The 17,853-nt window shown below is 42.2% G+C and carries 15 protein-coding genes; 2 read left to right on the plus strand and 13 right to left on the minus strand.

Translation table 11 applies throughout. The features are described 5' to 3' along the window. Positions 1–3: 3 nt before the first annotated feature. The 8 genes from P2W71_RS17710 to P2W71_RS17745 form a co-directional block, all read right to left on the minus strand. Positions 4–3,210 (minus strand): efflux RND transporter permease subunit, encoded by a 3,207-nt coding sequence (locus P2W71_RS17710; protein WP_276372645.1) that lies wholly within the window; start codon positions 3,208–3,210, stop codon positions 4–6. Positions 3,211–3,260: 50 nt separating this feature from the next. Then, positions 3,261–4,376: an efflux RND transporter periplasmic adaptor subunit gene (locus P2W71_RS17715; RefSeq protein ID WP_276372646.1), complete on the minus strand. Its 1,116-nt coding sequence runs from the start codon at positions 4,374–4,376 to the stop codon at positions 3,261–3,263. Positions 4,377–4,386: 10 nt separating this feature from the next. Further along, positions 4,387–5,706 (minus strand): TolC family protein, encoded by a 1,320-nt coding sequence (locus P2W71_RS17720; RefSeq protein ID WP_276372647.1) that lies wholly within the window; start codon positions 5,704–5,706, stop codon positions 4,387–4,389. 253 nt (positions 5,707–5,959) lie between these two features. Further along, complete coding sequence (locus P2W71_RS17725) at positions 5,960–6,592, minus strand: DUF3365 domain-containing protein (RefSeq protein WP_276372648.1); 633 nt, start codon at positions 6,590–6,592, stop codon at positions 5,960–5,962. 20 nt (positions 6,593–6,612) lie between these two features. Continuing rightward, a complete protein-coding gene (locus P2W71_RS17730; RefSeq protein WP_276372649.1) occupies positions 6,613–6,798 on the minus strand; it encodes a DUF6132 family protein in 186 nt (61 codons plus the stop codon). Between the two features lie 90 nt (positions 6,799–6,888). Further along, on the minus strand, positions 6,889–8,304 hold the full coding sequence (locus tag P2W71_RS17735; RefSeq protein WP_276372650.1) for an MBL fold metallo-hydrolase: 1,416 nt from the start codon (positions 8,302–8,304) through the stop codon (positions 6,889–6,891). An 89-nt stretch (positions 8,305–8,393) separates the two neighbouring features. Continuing rightward, on the minus strand, positions 8,394–9,191 hold the full coding sequence (locus P2W71_RS17740) for a sulfite exporter TauE/SafE family protein (protein WP_276372651.1): 798 nt from the start codon (positions 9,189–9,191) through the stop codon (positions 8,394–8,396). 67 nt (positions 9,192–9,258) lie between these two features. Further along, positions 9,259–9,882, minus strand: a complete 624-nt coding sequence (locus P2W71_RS17745) for a Crp/Fnr family transcriptional regulator (RefSeq protein WP_276372652.1) — start codon at positions 9,880–9,882, stop codon at positions 9,259–9,261. A 157-nt stretch (positions 9,883–10,039) separates the two neighbouring features. Here P2W71_RS17745 and P2W71_RS17750 point away from each other — a divergent pair, with 157 nt between their 5' ends. Continuing rightward, positions 10,040–10,552: a class I SAM-dependent methyltransferase gene (locus tag P2W71_RS17750; protein WP_276372653.1), complete on the plus strand. Its 513-nt coding sequence runs from the start codon at positions 10,040–10,042 to the stop codon at positions 10,550–10,552. Between the two features lie 65 nt (positions 10,553–10,617). On the opposite strand, the gene P2W71_RS17755 is transcribed toward P2W71_RS17750, so the two are convergent. Continuing rightward, positions 10,618–12,882, minus strand: a complete 2,265-nt coding sequence (locus P2W71_RS17755) for a helix-turn-helix domain-containing protein (RefSeq protein WP_276372654.1) — start codon at positions 12,880–12,882, stop codon at positions 10,618–10,620. 272 nt (positions 12,883–13,154) lie between these two features. Between P2W71_RS17755 and P2W71_RS17760 the strand changes: the two genes are divergently transcribed. Next, a complete protein-coding gene (locus P2W71_RS17760) occupies positions 13,155–14,687 on the plus strand; it encodes an ADP-ribosylglycohydrolase family protein (RefSeq protein ID WP_276372655.1) in 1,533 nt (510 codons plus the stop codon). A 47-nt stretch (positions 14,688–14,734) separates the two neighbouring features. Here the strand turns inward: P2W71_RS17760 and rbsK are convergent, their stop codons facing one another. The 4 genes from rbsK to P2W71_RS17780 all read right to left on the minus strand — a co-directional run bounded on the left by rbsK (position 14,735) and on the right by P2W71_RS17780 (position 17,579). Next, positions 14,735–15,649 carry a ribokinase gene (gene rbsK / locus P2W71_RS17765; RefSeq protein WP_276372656.1) on the minus strand — a complete coding sequence of 305 codons (915 nt, stop codon included), beginning with the start codon at positions 15,647–15,649 and terminating at the stop codon, positions 14,735–14,737. Positions 15,650–15,777: 128 nt separating this feature from the next. Further along, a complete protein-coding gene (locus P2W71_RS17770) occupies positions 15,778–16,398 on the minus strand; it encodes a hypothetical protein (protein WP_276372657.1) in 621 nt (206 codons plus the stop codon). A 171-nt stretch (positions 16,399–16,569) separates the two neighbouring features. Beyond that, complete coding sequence (locus tag P2W71_RS17775) at positions 16,570–17,253, minus strand: hypothetical protein (RefSeq protein ID WP_276372658.1); 684 nt, start codon at positions 17,251–17,253, stop codon at positions 16,570–16,572. After that, a complete protein-coding gene (locus tag P2W71_RS17780; RefSeq protein WP_276372659.1) occupies positions 17,250–17,579 on the minus strand; it encodes a T9SS type A sorting domain-containing protein in 330 nt (109 codons plus the stop codon). Before P2W71_RS17780 ends, P2W71_RS17775 begins: the two co-directional genes overlap by 4 nt. Positions 17,580–17,853: the final 274 nt, after the last annotated feature.

The raw sequence follows: 17,853 nt of genomic DNA on the forward strand, positions 1-17,853 counted from the left end.
ATTTTAATTTACAGACTGTTCAACATATTCCTTTCGTTTCATTTTAAAGTAAAGTAGCGGCACTACAAGCAAGGTTAAGAATGTAGATGTGATCGTGCCGCCCATCAATGAAATGGCCAGTCCCTGAAAGATCGGGTCAAACAAAATGACCACAGCACCTAATACTACCGCACCTGCTGTTAACAAAATCGGTGTTGTGCGAACAGCACCAGCTTCAATGATCGCTTGCTTCAAAGGAATACCTTCCTCTAACCGGATGTTAATGAAGTCGATTAGTAAAACTGAATTTCGTACCATCACGCCAGCCAGGGCAATGAACCCAATCATGGAGGTCGCTGTGAAATATGCATCCAACATCCAGTGACCCAACACAATTCCAATCAGGGATAATGGAATCGCTGCAAGCATCACCACAGGAACTTTGAAATCCTGGAACCAGCCTACAATGAGCATGTAAATAATAATCAGCACCGCTGCGAAAGCTATTCCAAGATCACGAAATACTTCATAGGTGATCTGCCACTCGCCATCCCATTTCAATGTGAAATTATCTTCAAACTCCGGTTGTTCGTTGTAAGATTCTTCCAGCGTATAGCCCTTTGGTAATTCAATGGTTTTCAATTTATCGGAGATGTCTGAAATCGCATAAAACGGGCTCTCAAGATCCCCAGCCATATCCGCCAGTACATAAACCACCCTTTTTTGATTCTTTCGATAAATACTTTTGTCCCGTGTCTCTTTTGTTATGGTAACGAGATCACCTACAGGTATTGCATTGCCTTGCTGGTTGATGATTTTCAGATTTCTGATATCATTTACACTCGCCTTATCCCCATCGTTCACTTGCAACATAATGTTAACCGGATCGAACGTCACTGGATTGTGTAAAACCCCTGCAGGCATATTTGATAAAGCTGCGTTCACAGTGGCGACGACCTGGGCGGGGGCGACACCTGAGCGCATAGCCTTTTCCTTGTCTACTTCGAATCGATACTCGGGCTGACTCGCTTCAGTCATCCAATCGACATCGACAATACTCTCTGTGTTTTGCACCAGGCCTTGTATTTCCTTTGCAATCCGAATTTGATCTTCATAATCCGGACCATAGACTTCAGCTACGATGGTCGATAGCACTGGAGGTCCAGGTGGAACTTCCACCAATTTCACATTTGCATTGTACTTCGCAGCAATCTTTTGAATCGCAGGACGAAATTCCTTTACGATATCATGGCTTTGAATACTCCTGTCTTCCTTGTCAACCAGATTTACTTGTATATCAGCAACATGATTGCCACTTCTCAAATCGTAATGTCGTACCAATCCATTAAAACTTATTGGTCCTGCAGTGCCAACATAGCCCTGATAGTTTGTAACCAATTTTTGTTGGGAAATATATTGCGAGATTTCCTTCGTCACCGCAGCCGTACGTTCCAGCGTAGTGCCTTCAGGCATGTCGATGACAACCTGAAATTCATTCTTATTATCGAATGGCAGCATCTTTACAGCAACCCATTTGGTGTAAAAGAACGAAACTGACCCCAACAAGATGACAACAGTTCCTACAATAAAAGCCCACCGTTTCCAGCGTGTTTCAAGAAGCGGATTAATAAACGATTTGTATAGTTTATAGATCTTGGATTCCTCTAGCGTAGGAGCAGGTTTTTCGTCGTCATGCTCTTTGCCTCTCAAAAAAAGGTAGCCGAGGTATGGCGTCAATGTTAATGCCACCACGAGGGAAAGCATCATGGCAATAGAAGCACCTATCGGCATCGGACTCATATACGGTCCCATCATTCCAGATACAAACGCCATTGGCAACACGGCTGCTATCACCGTGAATGTGGCAAGTATTGTAGGGTTACCCACTTCATTGATCGCGAATATGGCAGCCTGTAAGAATGGCAACTTCTTCATTTTAAAATGACGGTGCATATTCTCTGCGATGATAATTGAATCATCCACAACTATACCTGTGATAAACACCAAGGCGAAAAGTGTGATGCGGTTAAGTGTATAGTCAAGAAAATAATAACTAAACAGTGTTAACGCGAAGGTTACTGGTACGGATAAGAATACCACCAAGCCTCCTCTCCACCCCATTGCTAACATCACAAAAGCTGTTACTGCTACTACAGCGACAAAAAGGTGTAACAATAGTTCTGAAACTTTTACTGAAGCTGTTTCACCATAGTTTCTGGTTTCCGTCACGTGGACTTCATCAGGGATCAATTCTTTTTTCAGATATTCTACCTTAGAAATGATGCGCTCGGAAAGCTTCATAGCATCTGCACCTTTCTTTTTTGCAATCGAAAGTGTTACAGCGGGATAGTCTGACCGATACTTTTCAGCACTCTCCTGGTCATGCTGGCCGAAACCATAGAACACATATTGTGAAGATTTCTCAGCACCTTCTTCGATGGTAGCAACTTGCTTCAAGTAGACAGGTTGTCCATGATTAGCACCAACTACCAGATTACCCACTTCTTCCGGATGCCTAAGGAAATTTCCTGCATCCACCGCAAAAACAGTGTCTCTACGGATGATATTTCCGGCGCTAAGCTGTGAATTGTTTCCCTGAATTTGATTGTTGATACTCAGAAAGTCGACATGGCTTTCTGCCATCTTATCAGCATCCAACGTTACGCTTACCTGACGGCCTCTTCCCCCGAGAATGTTAACCACAGCAACATCGGGAATCTTCTTAATTTCATTATTAAGTGCCTGTGCAATTTGTTTCAGTTCATAGTCGCTGTATTTTTCGCTCCACAAGGTCAATCCCAAGACGGGGACATCATCAATCGCGCGTGTCTTTACCAGCGGCATGGATACACCCGGAGGCATACGATCCATATTCTTCATCAGTTCATTATACAATTTCACCAATGAACGTTCGATATCTTCACCGACGTAAAACTGAACGATCAGCATGGCCTGACCTTTCATTGACGTGGAGTATACATGTTCCACACCTTTGACGTTGGAGATAATTTTTTCCAATGGCTGAGATACACGTGCTTCTACTTCTTTTGGCGAAGCGCCGGGATAACGCAAAAATATATCTGCCATCGGCACATCGATCTGTGGCTCTTCTTCGCGCGGAATAAGCATCGTGCTATAGCCACCAATCATCAGGAAAGCAATCATCAACAGAATGGTGAGTTTCGATTGTATGAATGCTTTCGCAATATTTCCTGACAAACCTTCTTTCATGTGTTTATGTGTTTGAGTATTTGGGTGTTTTTGTTGCCGGGCTCAACAGCCTACTCAGCATTAGCGATGTTTTTTTGAATGGTAACAGGGACACCGTTATATAATTTGCCGTCACTGGTGAGAATAAATTTCTCTTTCGGGCTCAATCCGGAAAGAACCTCGACATTATTCCCGTATGTCTTACCTAATTTTACCCAGCGCAAAAGAGCCGTTTCACTTTCACTGATGGTATACAAGCCCGTCAGCTGATCTTTGTGAACCAGAGATGATGTTGGAACCAGAACAATATTATCAGTGTCATTTGCTTTGCTGGAAGAAGTAATCGCAACATTCACATACATGCCCGAATACAAATCGTTCTTTTCGGTGTCGGGAATGTTTACGGTAATCAAATATTGTCCTCCGCTGAATTGTGAGGATGGACTTACTTCAGATACCATTGCTTTTATGGATCTACCAGAAGACTTGATTAAAATTTCAGCATCAGCGCCTTCTGCTATTTTTGCGATGTCATTTTCAGAAACAGAGATACTGGCCTTATAACCGTCACCCTGCTCCAATACGAGGATGGGCATTCCGGGATTTGCCATACTTCCGGCATTAAGATGTTTTTGAGTTATAACACCGGCGAAAGGTGCGGTTAGGTTTGTGTACGCAAGCATAGACGCTGCCTCCTTTTGCATTTGTCTTGCTGCTTCAGCTTTTGCCTTCACGGAATTGTAGTGTAACGTCGCATTTTCAAATTCTTTTGCCGATGCACTATTTTGTTTGTACAGTTCTGCAAATCTTTCCTGATCTTTTTGTGCATCTTTCAATGCAGCTTCAGCTTCGCTAACCATGGCTTGTGCCTGCGCTTTCTTTGCTTGAATATCATCACTACTGATGGTCGCGAGCAGTTGACCTCTTTTAACATGATCGCCTGCCTTTACCGGTATGCTGGTAACGAAACCCATAACACGGGTACTGATCACAGCAGTTTGTTGGGATTCAATTCTACCACTTGCATGAATGGTATTGTTGAGTTGACTTCCGGCAGAAGCTACTGTAACGGGAACTGACGTTTTTGTTGAGACTTCAGTTTCTTGGTGATCGTTTGAACAGGCACTGAGAAAAACACCTGCGGCGATGAACAACGAAAGGACGGATAGATGGGTATGTATTTTCATAAGTTTCATTTTACTTTTCTGACGTGATTGTTAAAAACTGGAGATAAGCTTGTGTTGTATTGAATTGAAAAACTGTCTGCGCCTGATAGAGCTTTTGTTGGGACAATAAGGTTTGTGATTGAAGTATATCATTGGTCGTTACCAATCCTTGGTTGTACCTGTTCTGTAAGATGCGTAATGCCTCTGATGCCTGGCTTACTGCAAGTTCTTGCTGTTGCAGTGCGATGAGAGCATCTTCCCATTGGCGAAGGGTTTTGTTCAACTCCAGCTGACTTTGCTCTTTCTGATATTGAAGTTGTTCTGCCGCTTTATTTCTTTCCGCCCTGTGTTCAGCGATTTTATTGCGTGTAGCCGTTCCATTAAATATTGTCCAGGAAAGCTGGGCACCCACGAGATATGAATTAGCTCCGAATCCAAAGGCATCTTTATCGTTAATAAGATATTCTCCAAAGGCATTAAGCTTAGGGAGATATGACATCTTGCTTGAACTAATCATCATGTCGTGGGCTGTTACGGCTGATTGCAGCGCCCGGAAATCTGCACGATTTTCCGGTACTTGCGTTTCCACGCCTTCAAGCTTGGTGACCAGCGCTACAGGTTCAACCTGATAAACAACACCGGATTGCTTACCCATTAATAGGCTGAGATAATCAGAAGCATTGCGCACATTGCTTTTTGCTTCAGCCGATTGACGTTCCATGTTGGTAACTTGCACCTGCACTTGAAGCAGATCAGATTTTTGAAGAAATCCCTTTTCGTACCGATTAGCCGTTGCTGTATAAATTGAATTAACAGTTTTTAAAGCTTCTCCCAGAACACTGTTAGCCTGATGAGCCAATTGTAGCTGTGCGTATGCTTTTTGAACTTCAAATACCAGGTAGTCTTTTGTACGTTTTGTTTTGAAAGTATAAACATCCACTTGCTGTTGCGCGGCCTTTCGCATGTGGAGCATGTCCATGTTTAAAAGAGGTTGCTGAAACTCCGCTTTTGTCATGAAGTTTTGCGTAGACGCAGGGTTGTTAAGCAACTCGGGATTAAAATCGCTTTGTGCGATGGACTCCTGCTGCAGCTTAAATCCAAAAGCATTCAACGGGTTGTTGGTGCTTAGCGCGGTATAACTTAATTTGACCTGCGGCAGAAATACAGCGTTAGTCTGGTTGAATCTGGCGCTGGCACCTTCCTCCTCCAGCCGGGCTATCACAATTTCTTTATTATTGTTAAGGCTTGCATCCAGCGCTTCCTGCAATGAGAGAAGGACAGTATCTTGCGCAAGTAGGGATGCCGAAAATGTGATGGTGAAAATCAGTAACAATGGAAATACCTTTTTCATTGGCGTTAAATTTTATACAAAGGTATGGCAGTCTGAAAGGCTATACTGTGACTTGAATCACGCAGAGAAAAGTTTATGAGGAAATTTGAATAAGATCAAAAAGTTTTGTTGATCCTCCAGGTCTAATTCGCGTGAAGCAGAAATTATGGGCGTGAGTTTTACGGAGCGTAGTGCAAACGCGTGTTCTTAATCCATCTCTAGTCCCCAGAAACTAGTGTTGTGAAAAGCTTTAAAAAAAATCGGTTAGTGATGATTATTTCTTTGCGAAAATGATGTGCCACACGCCTCGCAGATCGCCCTCGTGAAAATTTACTGCTTGATCGGTTGGATATAATTCCTGAATACGTGCGAGCGTCTCAGGTTGAATTTGCTTATCGGCGGTACCATGACAATTGAGGCATAACGGTTGCAACATGATCGGCTTAAAGAAATGTATTTCCCCAGTGGCAGAATTTCTAACGAGTCGTGTATCCGTCTTTTTAATAGACTTCATTTCCTCCTCCATCACCGTCAGGACTGACAATTCTAAACTGTCGGGTTGGTTGTTTGAATTTCTATATCGCAGAGACGTACGCCTGATCTTTACACTATCTGCATAAATATCTGTTATCGGATATGCATTTTCATTGCAAAAGCTAATCGCATCCGCGAAACCTTTGGCCTTGATGGCTGTAAGCAACGAGCTTCGGAGTGTATCAAAGGTTTTAGCAACGAGCTGATTGCCGGCTTTGACATAAACAGAATCGGGAATAATAGCCTCAACGTCCGGGCCCGTTTGCTTATGGTCCTTCGTCGTGCAGCTCGCGAATATCACCGCAGTAATTAGTACTGCTGCGAACTGAATTGTAGTCCGAACAAGGAACGCCTTTTGACCTGGATTCTTCACTTTGATTGAAATTAAAGTCGTTATGTCTTCGAGCTCTTAAAAGCATTGACCAACAAACCTCCCATGAGCCCGCCGTACAAGGAGCTATTTACCGGAGAAGATGTGATGGCGCAACTTCCACTTAAACAACCCACATAATACCAATATAAGTATCCTGCTGTTGCGCCAACCACGATCCCTAAACCCCATATCATCCACTTCTTCATGTAGCTTTCAATTATTTGATGCAATTTCACTCGAAGAACTGTCCTTATCTGTGACTTACATCACAAAACACGGAACGATTCATTGCTTCATCATTTTGTTAATGTTGTCGGACATGCATTTTCCGTGCGAGCCAGTTTTGTTTCTGACAAAGCTTTGTACCCACCAGCGATGTCAATCACATTGTGCCATCCACGAGCCTTCAGAATCGAAGCAGCAATCATGGAACGATAACCTCCCGCACAATGAAGGTATACTTCGCCATCTTTTGGAATTTCCGTTAAATGTTCATTTAAGAAATCCAGGGGCGTGTTTACCGTGCCGTTGATACGTTCAGCATTAAATTCACTCGGTTTTCTAACATCAAACACCCGCAGTTTTTGATTTTTAAATCGTTTCGCGAATTCAACTGCATCCACCGACTCGACGGTATCAATTTCTTTGCCTGCCTGAAGCCATGCCTTAATCCCATTCTTGAGGTATCCCAGCGTGTTATCAAATCCTACTCTTGCCAGACGTGTCACCACTTCCTCTTCCCGGCCTTCATCGGAAACAATTAATAACGGTTGGGATACACTGGGTATAAGTGCACCAACCCAAGGAGCGAAACTGCCGTCGATTCCGATATTAATTGAATTGGGTATAAATCCCTTGCCAAAAGCCTGTGCGTCGCGAGTGTCCAATACAAGCGCACCGGTTTCATTAGCCATCAATTCAAATTCGTCAGCGGTAAGTGCTCTTGTTCCTTTGTCCAGAACTTTATCAATACTTTCGTAACCTTCTTTGTTCATTTTAACATTTTCCGGGAAGTATGCTGGCGGTGGCAGTAGACCTTCCGTCACTTCTTTTATAAATTCTTCCCGTGTCATATTGGCCCTTAAGGCATAGTTCCGTTTTTTCTGGTTACCAAGGGTGTCAACGGTTTCTTTCATCATATTTTTTCCGCATGCAGATCCTGCGCCATGTGCGGGATAAACAATGACATCGTCTGCCAATGTCATAATCTTTGAACGCAGCGAATCATACAATAATCCCGCTAATTCTTCTTGTGTCATGTGAGCGGCTTTTTGAGCCAGATCGGGTCTTCCTACATCACCCAAAAAAAGCGTATCGCCGCTAAAGATGGCGTAGTCTTTTCCTTTTTCATCTCTCAGCAAATACGTGGTAGATTCCATCGTATGCCCAGGTGTATGCAACACTTTAATGGTAACTTTTCCGACTTTCAATTCTTCACCATCTTGTGCTATGTGTGCCTTGAATTTCGGCTGCGCGGTGGGGCCGTATACAATCATTGCACCTGTTTTCTCAGCAAGATCCAGATGGCCCGATACGAAGTCGGCATGAAAATGAGTTTCAAGAACATATTTAATTTGTACATCATCATGTATTGCTTTTTCAATATAAGGTTCTACTTCACGAAGCGGATCAATGATGACGGCCTCATTTTCTGAGCGGATATAATATGCTCCTTGCGCAAGACATCCGGTGTAAATTTGTTCTACTGTCATTTCTTATTTCAGGTTAATGTTTGTCAATTTGTTATGCAAAGATAGAGCGCGTTTCGCTGCCTATCAGTGATAAAAGTCACCTTTCTCCTTCATATTATAATCTCCTTTATCAGGATATATACTGACATCGTTAATGCAAACCAGCCAAATCCTGACTTTAAGTTGTTTCCCTGGATAAACTTAGTCAGATAGGTGCCGAGGAAAACACCTGCAACAGCCAGCCCGGAGAGCAACATCATCAACTGGAAATTAATTTCTTTTACGAGTGTCATATCGCCGATAAAACCTATTAAGGAGTTAACAGCTATAATGATCAATGACGTTCCAATCGCTTTTTTCATAGGAAGACCAGCCATAAAAACCAATGCTGGTATAATGAGAAATCCACCCCCTGCTCCAACTATCCCCGTGATAATTCCAACAATTATACCCAACCCAGTCATCATCACGGATCGATGACGTGTACTGCTACTTTCATGGTTATCTGGTTTCTTATCACGAATCATTCGGACAGCAGCCGCCAGCATGATGATCGAAAAAAATACCATGATCGCAGTATCCTTAGTAACCGCAAAGGAAGATATCGTAAGAATGTTGTCGGGTATGTGCGGTAATACTGTATGACGTGTGAAGTAGACCGCTGCGGTCGACGGGATTGAAAATAATAACGCGCTTTTTACATCCACCGTTTTATTGATGACGTTTCGTACGCCACCCACCAGCGATGTTGTTCCAACAATGAACAAAGAATAAGCAGTGGCCAATGTCGGTTCAATATGGAACAAGTAGACTAGTACAGGTATAGTGATGATTGAGCCTCCTCCACCGATAAGTCCGAGCGATACTCCAATTAAACCCGACGCCAGATAACCTGCAAAATTTTCCACTGTCTCTGAATTTCGATACAAAGGTCGAGACAATAGCTTTGGTAGTCGGTGACTACAATCACACACGCTATAAATTTAGCCGGGTTATTTCATTTCTCGAAATCGAAATCCGTTTTTGGGATTCAAGCTTTTTAAGTAATCTCGAAATTACTTCCCTTGAAGAATTCAAATCATCAGCGATCTCCTGATGGGTAATAGAGATCTTTTTTCCTCCAAAGGAATCGAACTGACGCTTCAGATAAAACTCTAACTTCTGATCCATCGAATGAAAAACGACTTGATCAATCACTTCCAGCAACTCATTAAAACGTGCACGATAAGTTTCCAAAACAAAATAATACCATTGGCGATAATCCTTCATGAGTCCATCCATGTGTTGTATTGGAATAGCCAACGCTTTTACATGCGACAGCGCCTTGGCTTTAATGGCACTCGTTTCATTTTTTGTAGCACAGATCATTGAAAGGGCGCATGCATTTCCTTTTTCCAGGTAATACAAAAAGAACTCTTCTCCATCGTCGCCCTCGCGATATAGTTTTACCATGCCATCCAGAATTATTAAAGAGCTTTTAAAATACTGACCTGGTCGCATCATCATTGCTCCTTCTTCAAACTCGACCACCTCGCCTATTTTTTCAAGGTGGGCGATCAGTTCAGGATCGAATTGTGGAAAAATTTGATTGAGTTGCATGAATTATATTTTATAACAACGTTGAATTTAACACCTTATAGGTTAATCCCAAGTTTTGCTCGATGCCGGGTACAAACAGCACTTATGAGCTGCCCAACATCAGTAACACTTCCTGTTGATTCCCGTTCAGTAAGAATTAAATATATTAATTCAAATCATGGAAAAACATGCTCGCTTTTCATGGGCCGCGAAAATAATGAACATAAAATCTAACGATTATCTTTTGGAAATTGGATGCGGCGTTGGAATGGCAATAGAAGAGATTGCACCGCTTCTTAAGCAAGGAAAGATTATCGGTATCGACCGGTCTGATAAAATGATCAAGACTGCAGAACAACGGAATGGCCGCTACATCGATGAAGGTAATGTTGAGTTATTAAAAACGGATTTGCTCCATTTGCCCATCAGGCAGCAGCAATTTAACAAGGTATTTTGTTTTAATATTAATCTCTTCTGGACACAGAAATCAGTCGAAAAAGAGGTTGCCATGATCAAAAGTGTACTTAAAAAAAACGGATCGTTATTTATCTTCTACGGCCCTATGGTCGCAAGTGGCCTGGGAAAAATCAAGGAACCGATGATTCAGAATTTAAAGAAAGAAAAGATTAAAGTTGAACAAGATTTTTATGATAAAGCATTGAATTGTTGTGGTTTCAAATGCGCGATATAAGTGCCATTAAAGAAGTACGATCAATTTCCTAACGTTGACGAAATTGACTTAGCGATGTTAGAATATTATTCTATTACCCCCGAAGCACGAATATGGGTCATCACCGCCCTCAGTTTTCCGTAGCTGAATTTACCTGCTAAAGCTTCGAACAAATCTTTTGAAGTGAAATCTTCCGGCATTCCTGCTAAAGCTTTCTCAATTGATAAAACTTCTTCCGGTGTAACAAACTTAAAAATGCTGATGCGACCGGACTCCACAGCTTTAGCAAGATGACCCTCGATTGTACTGGGCACCAATTCTCTTTCCTTTGCAATTTCTTCGATGGTCATTCCAGATTCGAGCATACATAAGGTAACATCATATGTGCTAGGCTCATCTTTTTTCTTCTTTCCTTTTTTCTTTTTCTCCGGTGTTACGCCTATTGCATTCTTAATTTCTTCCAGCATCGTCGAGCGTACAGCAGCACGTTGCTTCGTTAAGGATGAAAAATCAAATTCATGTTTACCATTCAAAATTGATTCAGTGAGGTACAACGACTTATCCAGTTCTTCAAGCTTCTTGCAAAAAAGCTGATCCAGATCTGATAAACTATTAAGATAGGTTTTCATCCTTTTCTTCTGCTTGGTTTCCTCCATGTGCAATAATAAAACACGGACTTCCTGCTGAAGAAAATTCCTATAGTATTCACTTCCTTTTTTAATGCGCGCCAGTAACTGTTCAGTATCTTCATGGTCGAGCAATCCCAGCAACTGCCTCCTGAATTTTTCTGTGTTCTCTTTTTCTTTTAACAACGACTGGCCAACTTGTTCCACTACTGGCTTTGCAACATCCTCTTCAAAGCCAATCAAATCTTTTCGGCCGCGTTGAATATAAACGCATTCTTTTACAAGGGCTTCCAGGTCAAATGTCTTGCTCACCAACTGCCGGATGTATTCCCGTTGTTTCACTTTCATTTTCTCCGGCAGTGCTGATGGTAAATTGTTTTCAGACGTGAATGCTACAATTTGTTTGTCTGTACTAATCACCTCCGGATCAATTCTTGTTCGCATGATCAGTCCATCAATTGAACGTAAACGTGAAAGTGCCACGTAAACCTGTCCATCAGCGAAGGCTTGCCCTACGTCAATAATGGCTTTGTCAAACGTAAGGCCCTGACTTTTGTGAACTGTAATAGCCCATGCCAATTTGATAGGGTATTGCTCGAAAGTGCCGATCACTTCATCGTCAATTTCCTGGGTGTCGGCACTGATGGTGTATCGTTTATTTTCCCAGATTGCTTTCTTCAATGTATAAGGAAGATGTGACTCCGCTAATTCTACTTTAATTTCATCACCGGCAATACTTTTAACCGTAGCAAGCTTGCCATTAAAAAAAACCTTCTCCTCACTCGTGTCGTTTTTAGTAAACATTATTTGAGCGCCAACCTTAAGCTCCAGATGTTGCTGAACCGGAAACATGCTTTCGGGAAAATCGCCCTCAATGGTTGCGTGTAAAACATGAGCGGAGCCTTCCAACTGGCTCAGGGCGCGCGCATTTAATTCATCGGCTTTATAATTGTGTGTAGTCAGGGTGATGACTTCACGAAGACTCCGGATCTCCTCAGCAGATTTATAATGTCTGTTTAATTCTTCAATGTCTGCTTCTGTGGGGTGATTGTTTCTAAGGTTGTTAAGCAGCCTGATAAAGACATCATCATTCTGTCGAAAAATCTTATCAAGTTCGATGTAAACAAATCCGTCTTGCTTCAATGCCTTCGATTCAAAGAACCAGGCACTGTTGTAATACCGTTTCACAATCGTCTCTTCGTCACGCTTTACGACGGGAGGCAATTGATACAAATCACCAATCAACAACAGTTGAACACCACCAAAACTTTGGCTGAAATTTCCACGCGCCGCCTTCATCCTGTAATCAATAGCATCGAGCAAATCGGCACGAAGCATACTTACCTCGTCGATGACCAGCAGGTCGATGGAGCGTAACACCTGCTTTCGTAAACTATTCATCGGGTGCTTTTGCGAAAGCGTATGGCCCGTATAAAAATTTCCACCGTGATTTAAATCGAATGTTGCATTCTTGTCGGGCAGAAACATTCCAAACGGCAAAAGAAACTGTGAGTGTATCGTAACACCTCCGGCATTTAATGCGGCAATACCCGTGGGAGCCACAATGGTAAGTTGCTTATGTGTACGTGCCGCAAGATTTTTTAGGAAGGTTGTTTTTCCCGTTCCTGCTTTTCCTGTTAGAAAAATGTGACTTGACGTGCAGTTAATGAACTGGATCGCCGAAGTCATACTGTCTCGTTCTTCTAAAGTATCTGTGGTGTACATCACGCGTAAAGATACACAGCCCCTCGCATAAGACTTCACGAAAGCAATCTGATTTTCCTGATAAATTGCATTGCACAAACCCCAATGAGTTCCAACGGTTATCCATGGACGTTTAAAATCAGGGTACTTTACGATTTTGAATAGAAAGGCCAGGTCGCGATGTTGCGTCCAGCGTTTCTGTGTTTGAATATAAACTAAACATCCCCCGCTTAAACAGGATGCATTTCTACGCTGCTTTTACTTACTTGTGTTGAATACTCAGATTTCAACCCATGAAAAAATTCTTCATCGCACTCGTCAGCTTGGGGTTAATCCTCCAGGCACACGGTCAGGAAAACCGGCTTGCAAAAAATCCAACCATTCCTTCAACCATCACACTTACCAAAGAGGTATTAAAAGATAAGATTATGGGGGGATGGGCGGGCCAGACAATCGGTGTGACCTTTGGAGGACCAACAGAATTCAGATTCAACGGAACAATGATTCAGAACTACCAACCCATTGCATGGTATGATGGATACATCAAACATACGATGGAAAACAATCCGGGGCTTTATGATGACATTTATATGGACCTGACGTTTGTAGATATTTTTGAAAAGAAAGGATTAGATGCTCCGATCGAAGACTTTGCCAACGCTTACGCTACTGCGGGATATATGCTGTGGCATGCCAACCAGGCAGGACGGTATAACATTCTTCACGGCATACCAGCGCCCCAATCCGGGCATTGGATGAACAATCCACATGCGGATTGTATCGACTATCAAATTGAATCTGATTTTGCAGGATTGATGTCCCCCGGTATGCCAAACGTTGCCTCAACGATCAGTGACAAAATTGGTCACATCATGAATTATGGAGATGGATGGTACGGAGGCGTTTACATGGGCGCGATGTATACCCTGGCATTCACGTCTGACAATATTGAATTTATTGTAAATGAAGGTTTGAAGACAATTCCATCACAAAGCAGATTTTATAAGGTGATCCGGGATGTGATCGACTGGCATAAAAAATATCCCAGCGATTGGAAACAAACCTGGTTTGAAATTGAACGTAAGTACACGGAAGATATAGGATGTCCTGACGGTGTTTTTGTTCCCTTCAACATTGATGCTACCGTAAACGCCGCATACGTGGTGTTAGGCCTTCTTTATGGCAATGCTGATTTCACTAAAACAATGGAGATCACGACGCGTGCGGGGCAGGATTCAGATTGTAATCCATCGTCTGCAGGAGGAATTTTAGGAACAATGCTGGGCTACAAAAATATTCCAGCATATTGGAAAATGGGATTAAAAGAAGCTGAACCCCTTGATTTTAAATACACAACGATATCGCTGAACGATGTATATAATTTAGGGCTGAAACATGCCTTGTTGAATATAGAACGGCATGGCGGCAAAATACAGCAAAACAATGTGATCATCCCCGTTGAGCAGCCCAAACCAGTAAGATTCGAACAGAGTTTTGAAGGTCACTTTCCTATTGAAAAAAGGCCCGTGAGAAAATCGTTAGCGGATGAATTCAGCTTTGATTTCGAAGGAATCGGATTTGTAATTCGTGGACGGGTGGATGAAAAAATTTCTGATTATGTTGGAAAAGCAGAATTGTACATCGATGGAAAACTTATAGAAACAGCTGAACTCCCTGCCAGCTTTACCACGCGGAGACATGAGTTATTCTGGAAATATCAGCTTACAAATCAAAAGCACACAATACGCATCAAACTTTTAAATCCTCATGCTTCCAGCAAAATACAAATTGAAGATATTATCATCTATTCGGATAAGAAAGGTTGATAGCAAAATGCAGTAAACAGAGGATAATAATGAATAAAAAAACAACATTATCTGCTAGGAGTGCTGACTTCGTGTTTGTAAGGCATCGAAGATTGAGCACCCATCCGGGTCACAGAAATGGAGGCTGCCGTACATGCGAACTCAACCGCCTTGTCGATGGCTAAGTCCGAGGCTAATGCTACTGCAAGTGCACCATTAAAACAATCACCACCGGCCGTAGTATCAACAGCCGTTACCGCGGGTGCTAGAATTAATTTATTGAATGACGCTGAATAAAGATATGCTCCTTTGGCACCAAGCGTGATGACTACATTTTTTATACCTGACTGAAATAAATGTGTAGCCGCTTGCTCTGCAGCAGATAAATTTGTGATGGGAATACCAGTAAGCATTTCAGCTTCCGACTCATTGGGTGTAATCAAGTACAAGTGTCCCATCACCTTACCATCAATGGGCTGAACGGGTGCAGGATTAAGAATAACATCACAACCGATTTGCTTACCATACGTGATGGCAAATTCAACCGTTTCTATTGGTATCTCTAGCTGTATCAAAATAATGGCGGGCTCTCGAATGGAGGTCAATGCCGTCCTCACATCTTCGACCGATAAATGACGATTTGATCCAGGCGCAACAATAATCGTATTTTCGCCATGCGCATCCACGCCTATTAATGCAATACCTGAAGGATGTTCATGGTCTTGCAGGACGAACGTTGTATTTATTTTCTCGCGCTGAAATTGTTGAAGCATTTGTTCCCCAAACAGGTCGCTTCCAATTTTACCTACAAAGCTAACCTGACCACCTAGACGCGAAGCGGCTACCGCTTGATTCGCGCCCTTTCCCCCAGGGTTCATAAAGAAAGTGCCTCCTATCACCGTCTCACCCGGCATGGGTAATTTTTTTGTCATCACTACCATGTCTGTGTTGGCGCTGCCGATAACATAAATGGGTTTGTGCATTGTCTTTTAGATGGTGATTAATAGATCAGATGTTCAAGTAAACATTATTACCATTAAAAGGAAACGTATGAATAAAGATAGCTCCTGAAATAAAAAAGCCCAGTCACCCGGGCTAATTAAGTTTTAGTTTAGAGTCTTCTCCGTTTTCGTTCTGCCTTTTGCTCTTCCCATTTCTTAAACTGTTCTTCTGTCAGAACAGATTTTGTTTTAGAAATGTATTCTTCGCGAAGCTGCTTTGCTTTCTCTCGAGTCACATCGCGCGCGGTTTCGCTTTCATTTCGCAGTGCACGAAACTTTTCGGCAAACTCTTTGTCAATCGCCTTGATCTTAGACGCCTGGTCATCGCTTAGCGAAAGATTTTTCTGCATTCGCTGAGCGTGTTCACCGGTATGTTTCGCCATTGATCCTTTGCGTTTCTTAGCATGTTCGGAACGGTGGGTCGCCCATTTCGCTTCTTGCTCGTCTGTCAGCACCTTTTTTACTGCTTCCTCCCGCTCCTGATGCAAAGCCTTCATTTTTGTTTGCTTTGCTTCACGCGAAATAGCAGAATCGTTTTTCACTTTGGATAGTCCACTGGCAAAGTCCTCATTAATCGCTCTTATTGCTTTATGCTGAACATCGTCCAGTGACAACTCAGTTTTCATTTTGTCCGCCTGTCTGGCAGCGCGCTCCATGGCATCACTCTTATGCTGGGCAAAAATGATAGTGCTCACCATCATCAGCCCGAAAATCACTACACTTTTTTTCATAACCTTTTTTATTTTTCGTCCTTAGACAAACAGAAAGGGTCCAGGATTAATAGCATGTGTGAAAAACCTAAAGAATTAGACTGACTCGTTTTTTTTATCTATCGAACAGAAATATGAGTCGACGAAATCAACACTGACTTACAAATCGCCATTCGATTTTTTTATGAAAGATTATTTAATGCGAAATCCGAATTCAAAAAATAACAGTCCGTATGTTTCGGTTTTGTAGTCAGCCAAATCTTTTTTCAATCGGTCAAGCAGCGCATATTCATATCGAAGGTTGACAAAAAACTTTTCCAATTTCACAGTGAACTCAATCGGTATTATTGGCATAACTGTTTTATAATATCGGTTCCTGCCTAAATAACCGTTTCCTTCCATTCCTATCGTTTGCGCATTTCGCAAATACAAATAGGAACCCAATAACACTTGCGCACCTAGCCCGGTGCCTGCTGCAATGCGTGGCGTAAGGTAATAATGCATTGTACCCGTTAACCCGAATGTATAATCTGCTGATGATGCAACTGCCTCACCGGTTATGTCTGATGGCAATGGTCCATCATTAAGTAAAAAAGATTCCCAGTAAACAGAACGCGAAAGATTTGTCTGCGCCTTCATGCCAACTTTCGCGTTCAGCTTTTTCCATGCGGTAAAGCCAGCACCAAATCCGCCAATTAACAGTTTTGGTTTTGTTTCCTTATTAAATCCGACAATCGGATACATCCCCTTTTCTGACTTTAATGGGGTGTAAAGGTTGGCGTTAGCAACAATAAAATATTGCCAGGAATCCTGTGCATAACCTGGGGCACAAAAAAGAAAATAGGCCAACAAAAATTGGATGAATGCACGCTTCATATCTTTAACAGGTCTTTCGTGTAAGTTGTAGCGCCAACCTTACAGATTATTTGAAATTTTCCGCCAGGTTTGTTTGTAACATCAATACCCAACTGGTGCGAACCAGGCGGCAAAGTCATGTCTAGGATAACTTCTCCAGCCGGATCAAATACCACTAGCGTTGCAGACTCACCTGTGGAATTATTAACGTTAATAAGCCCCCGATCTCTCATGGGATTTGGGTAGGCCGCGAGGATATTCGTTTTTGAAATTTCGATTTCGACCGGGTCACTGCAGCTAAAGATAATTGCTAACCCTAAAACTGCGGGAATAAATATTTTTCTCATTACAACGTTTGTATTTTTTAAGCTATACAAATACGACATTTTTTTTATTAAATATTGAGTGCCTATTGAAATCATTCCTTCAACAAAAGTGAGAAACTATGCATTTCATGTTACGCTTAATCCATTCCTTCTTCACAATCTGTTCGATTAAATGGCGCATCTGATAAGACGATACATCACCAGACAGAGGCTTAGGCTTCACCTTGGTCATGCTGCCATTCTTCTATAATCCGTTCTCCGGGATGACTTTCGTCATGTTGATTTATAAACCTGA

It is taken from the genome of Chryseolinea sp. H1M3-3, assembly GCF_029360725.1.
In the GTDB taxonomy this organism is placed as follows: Bacteria; Bacteroidota; Bacteroidia; order Cytophagales; family Cyclobacteriaceae; genus Chryseolinea.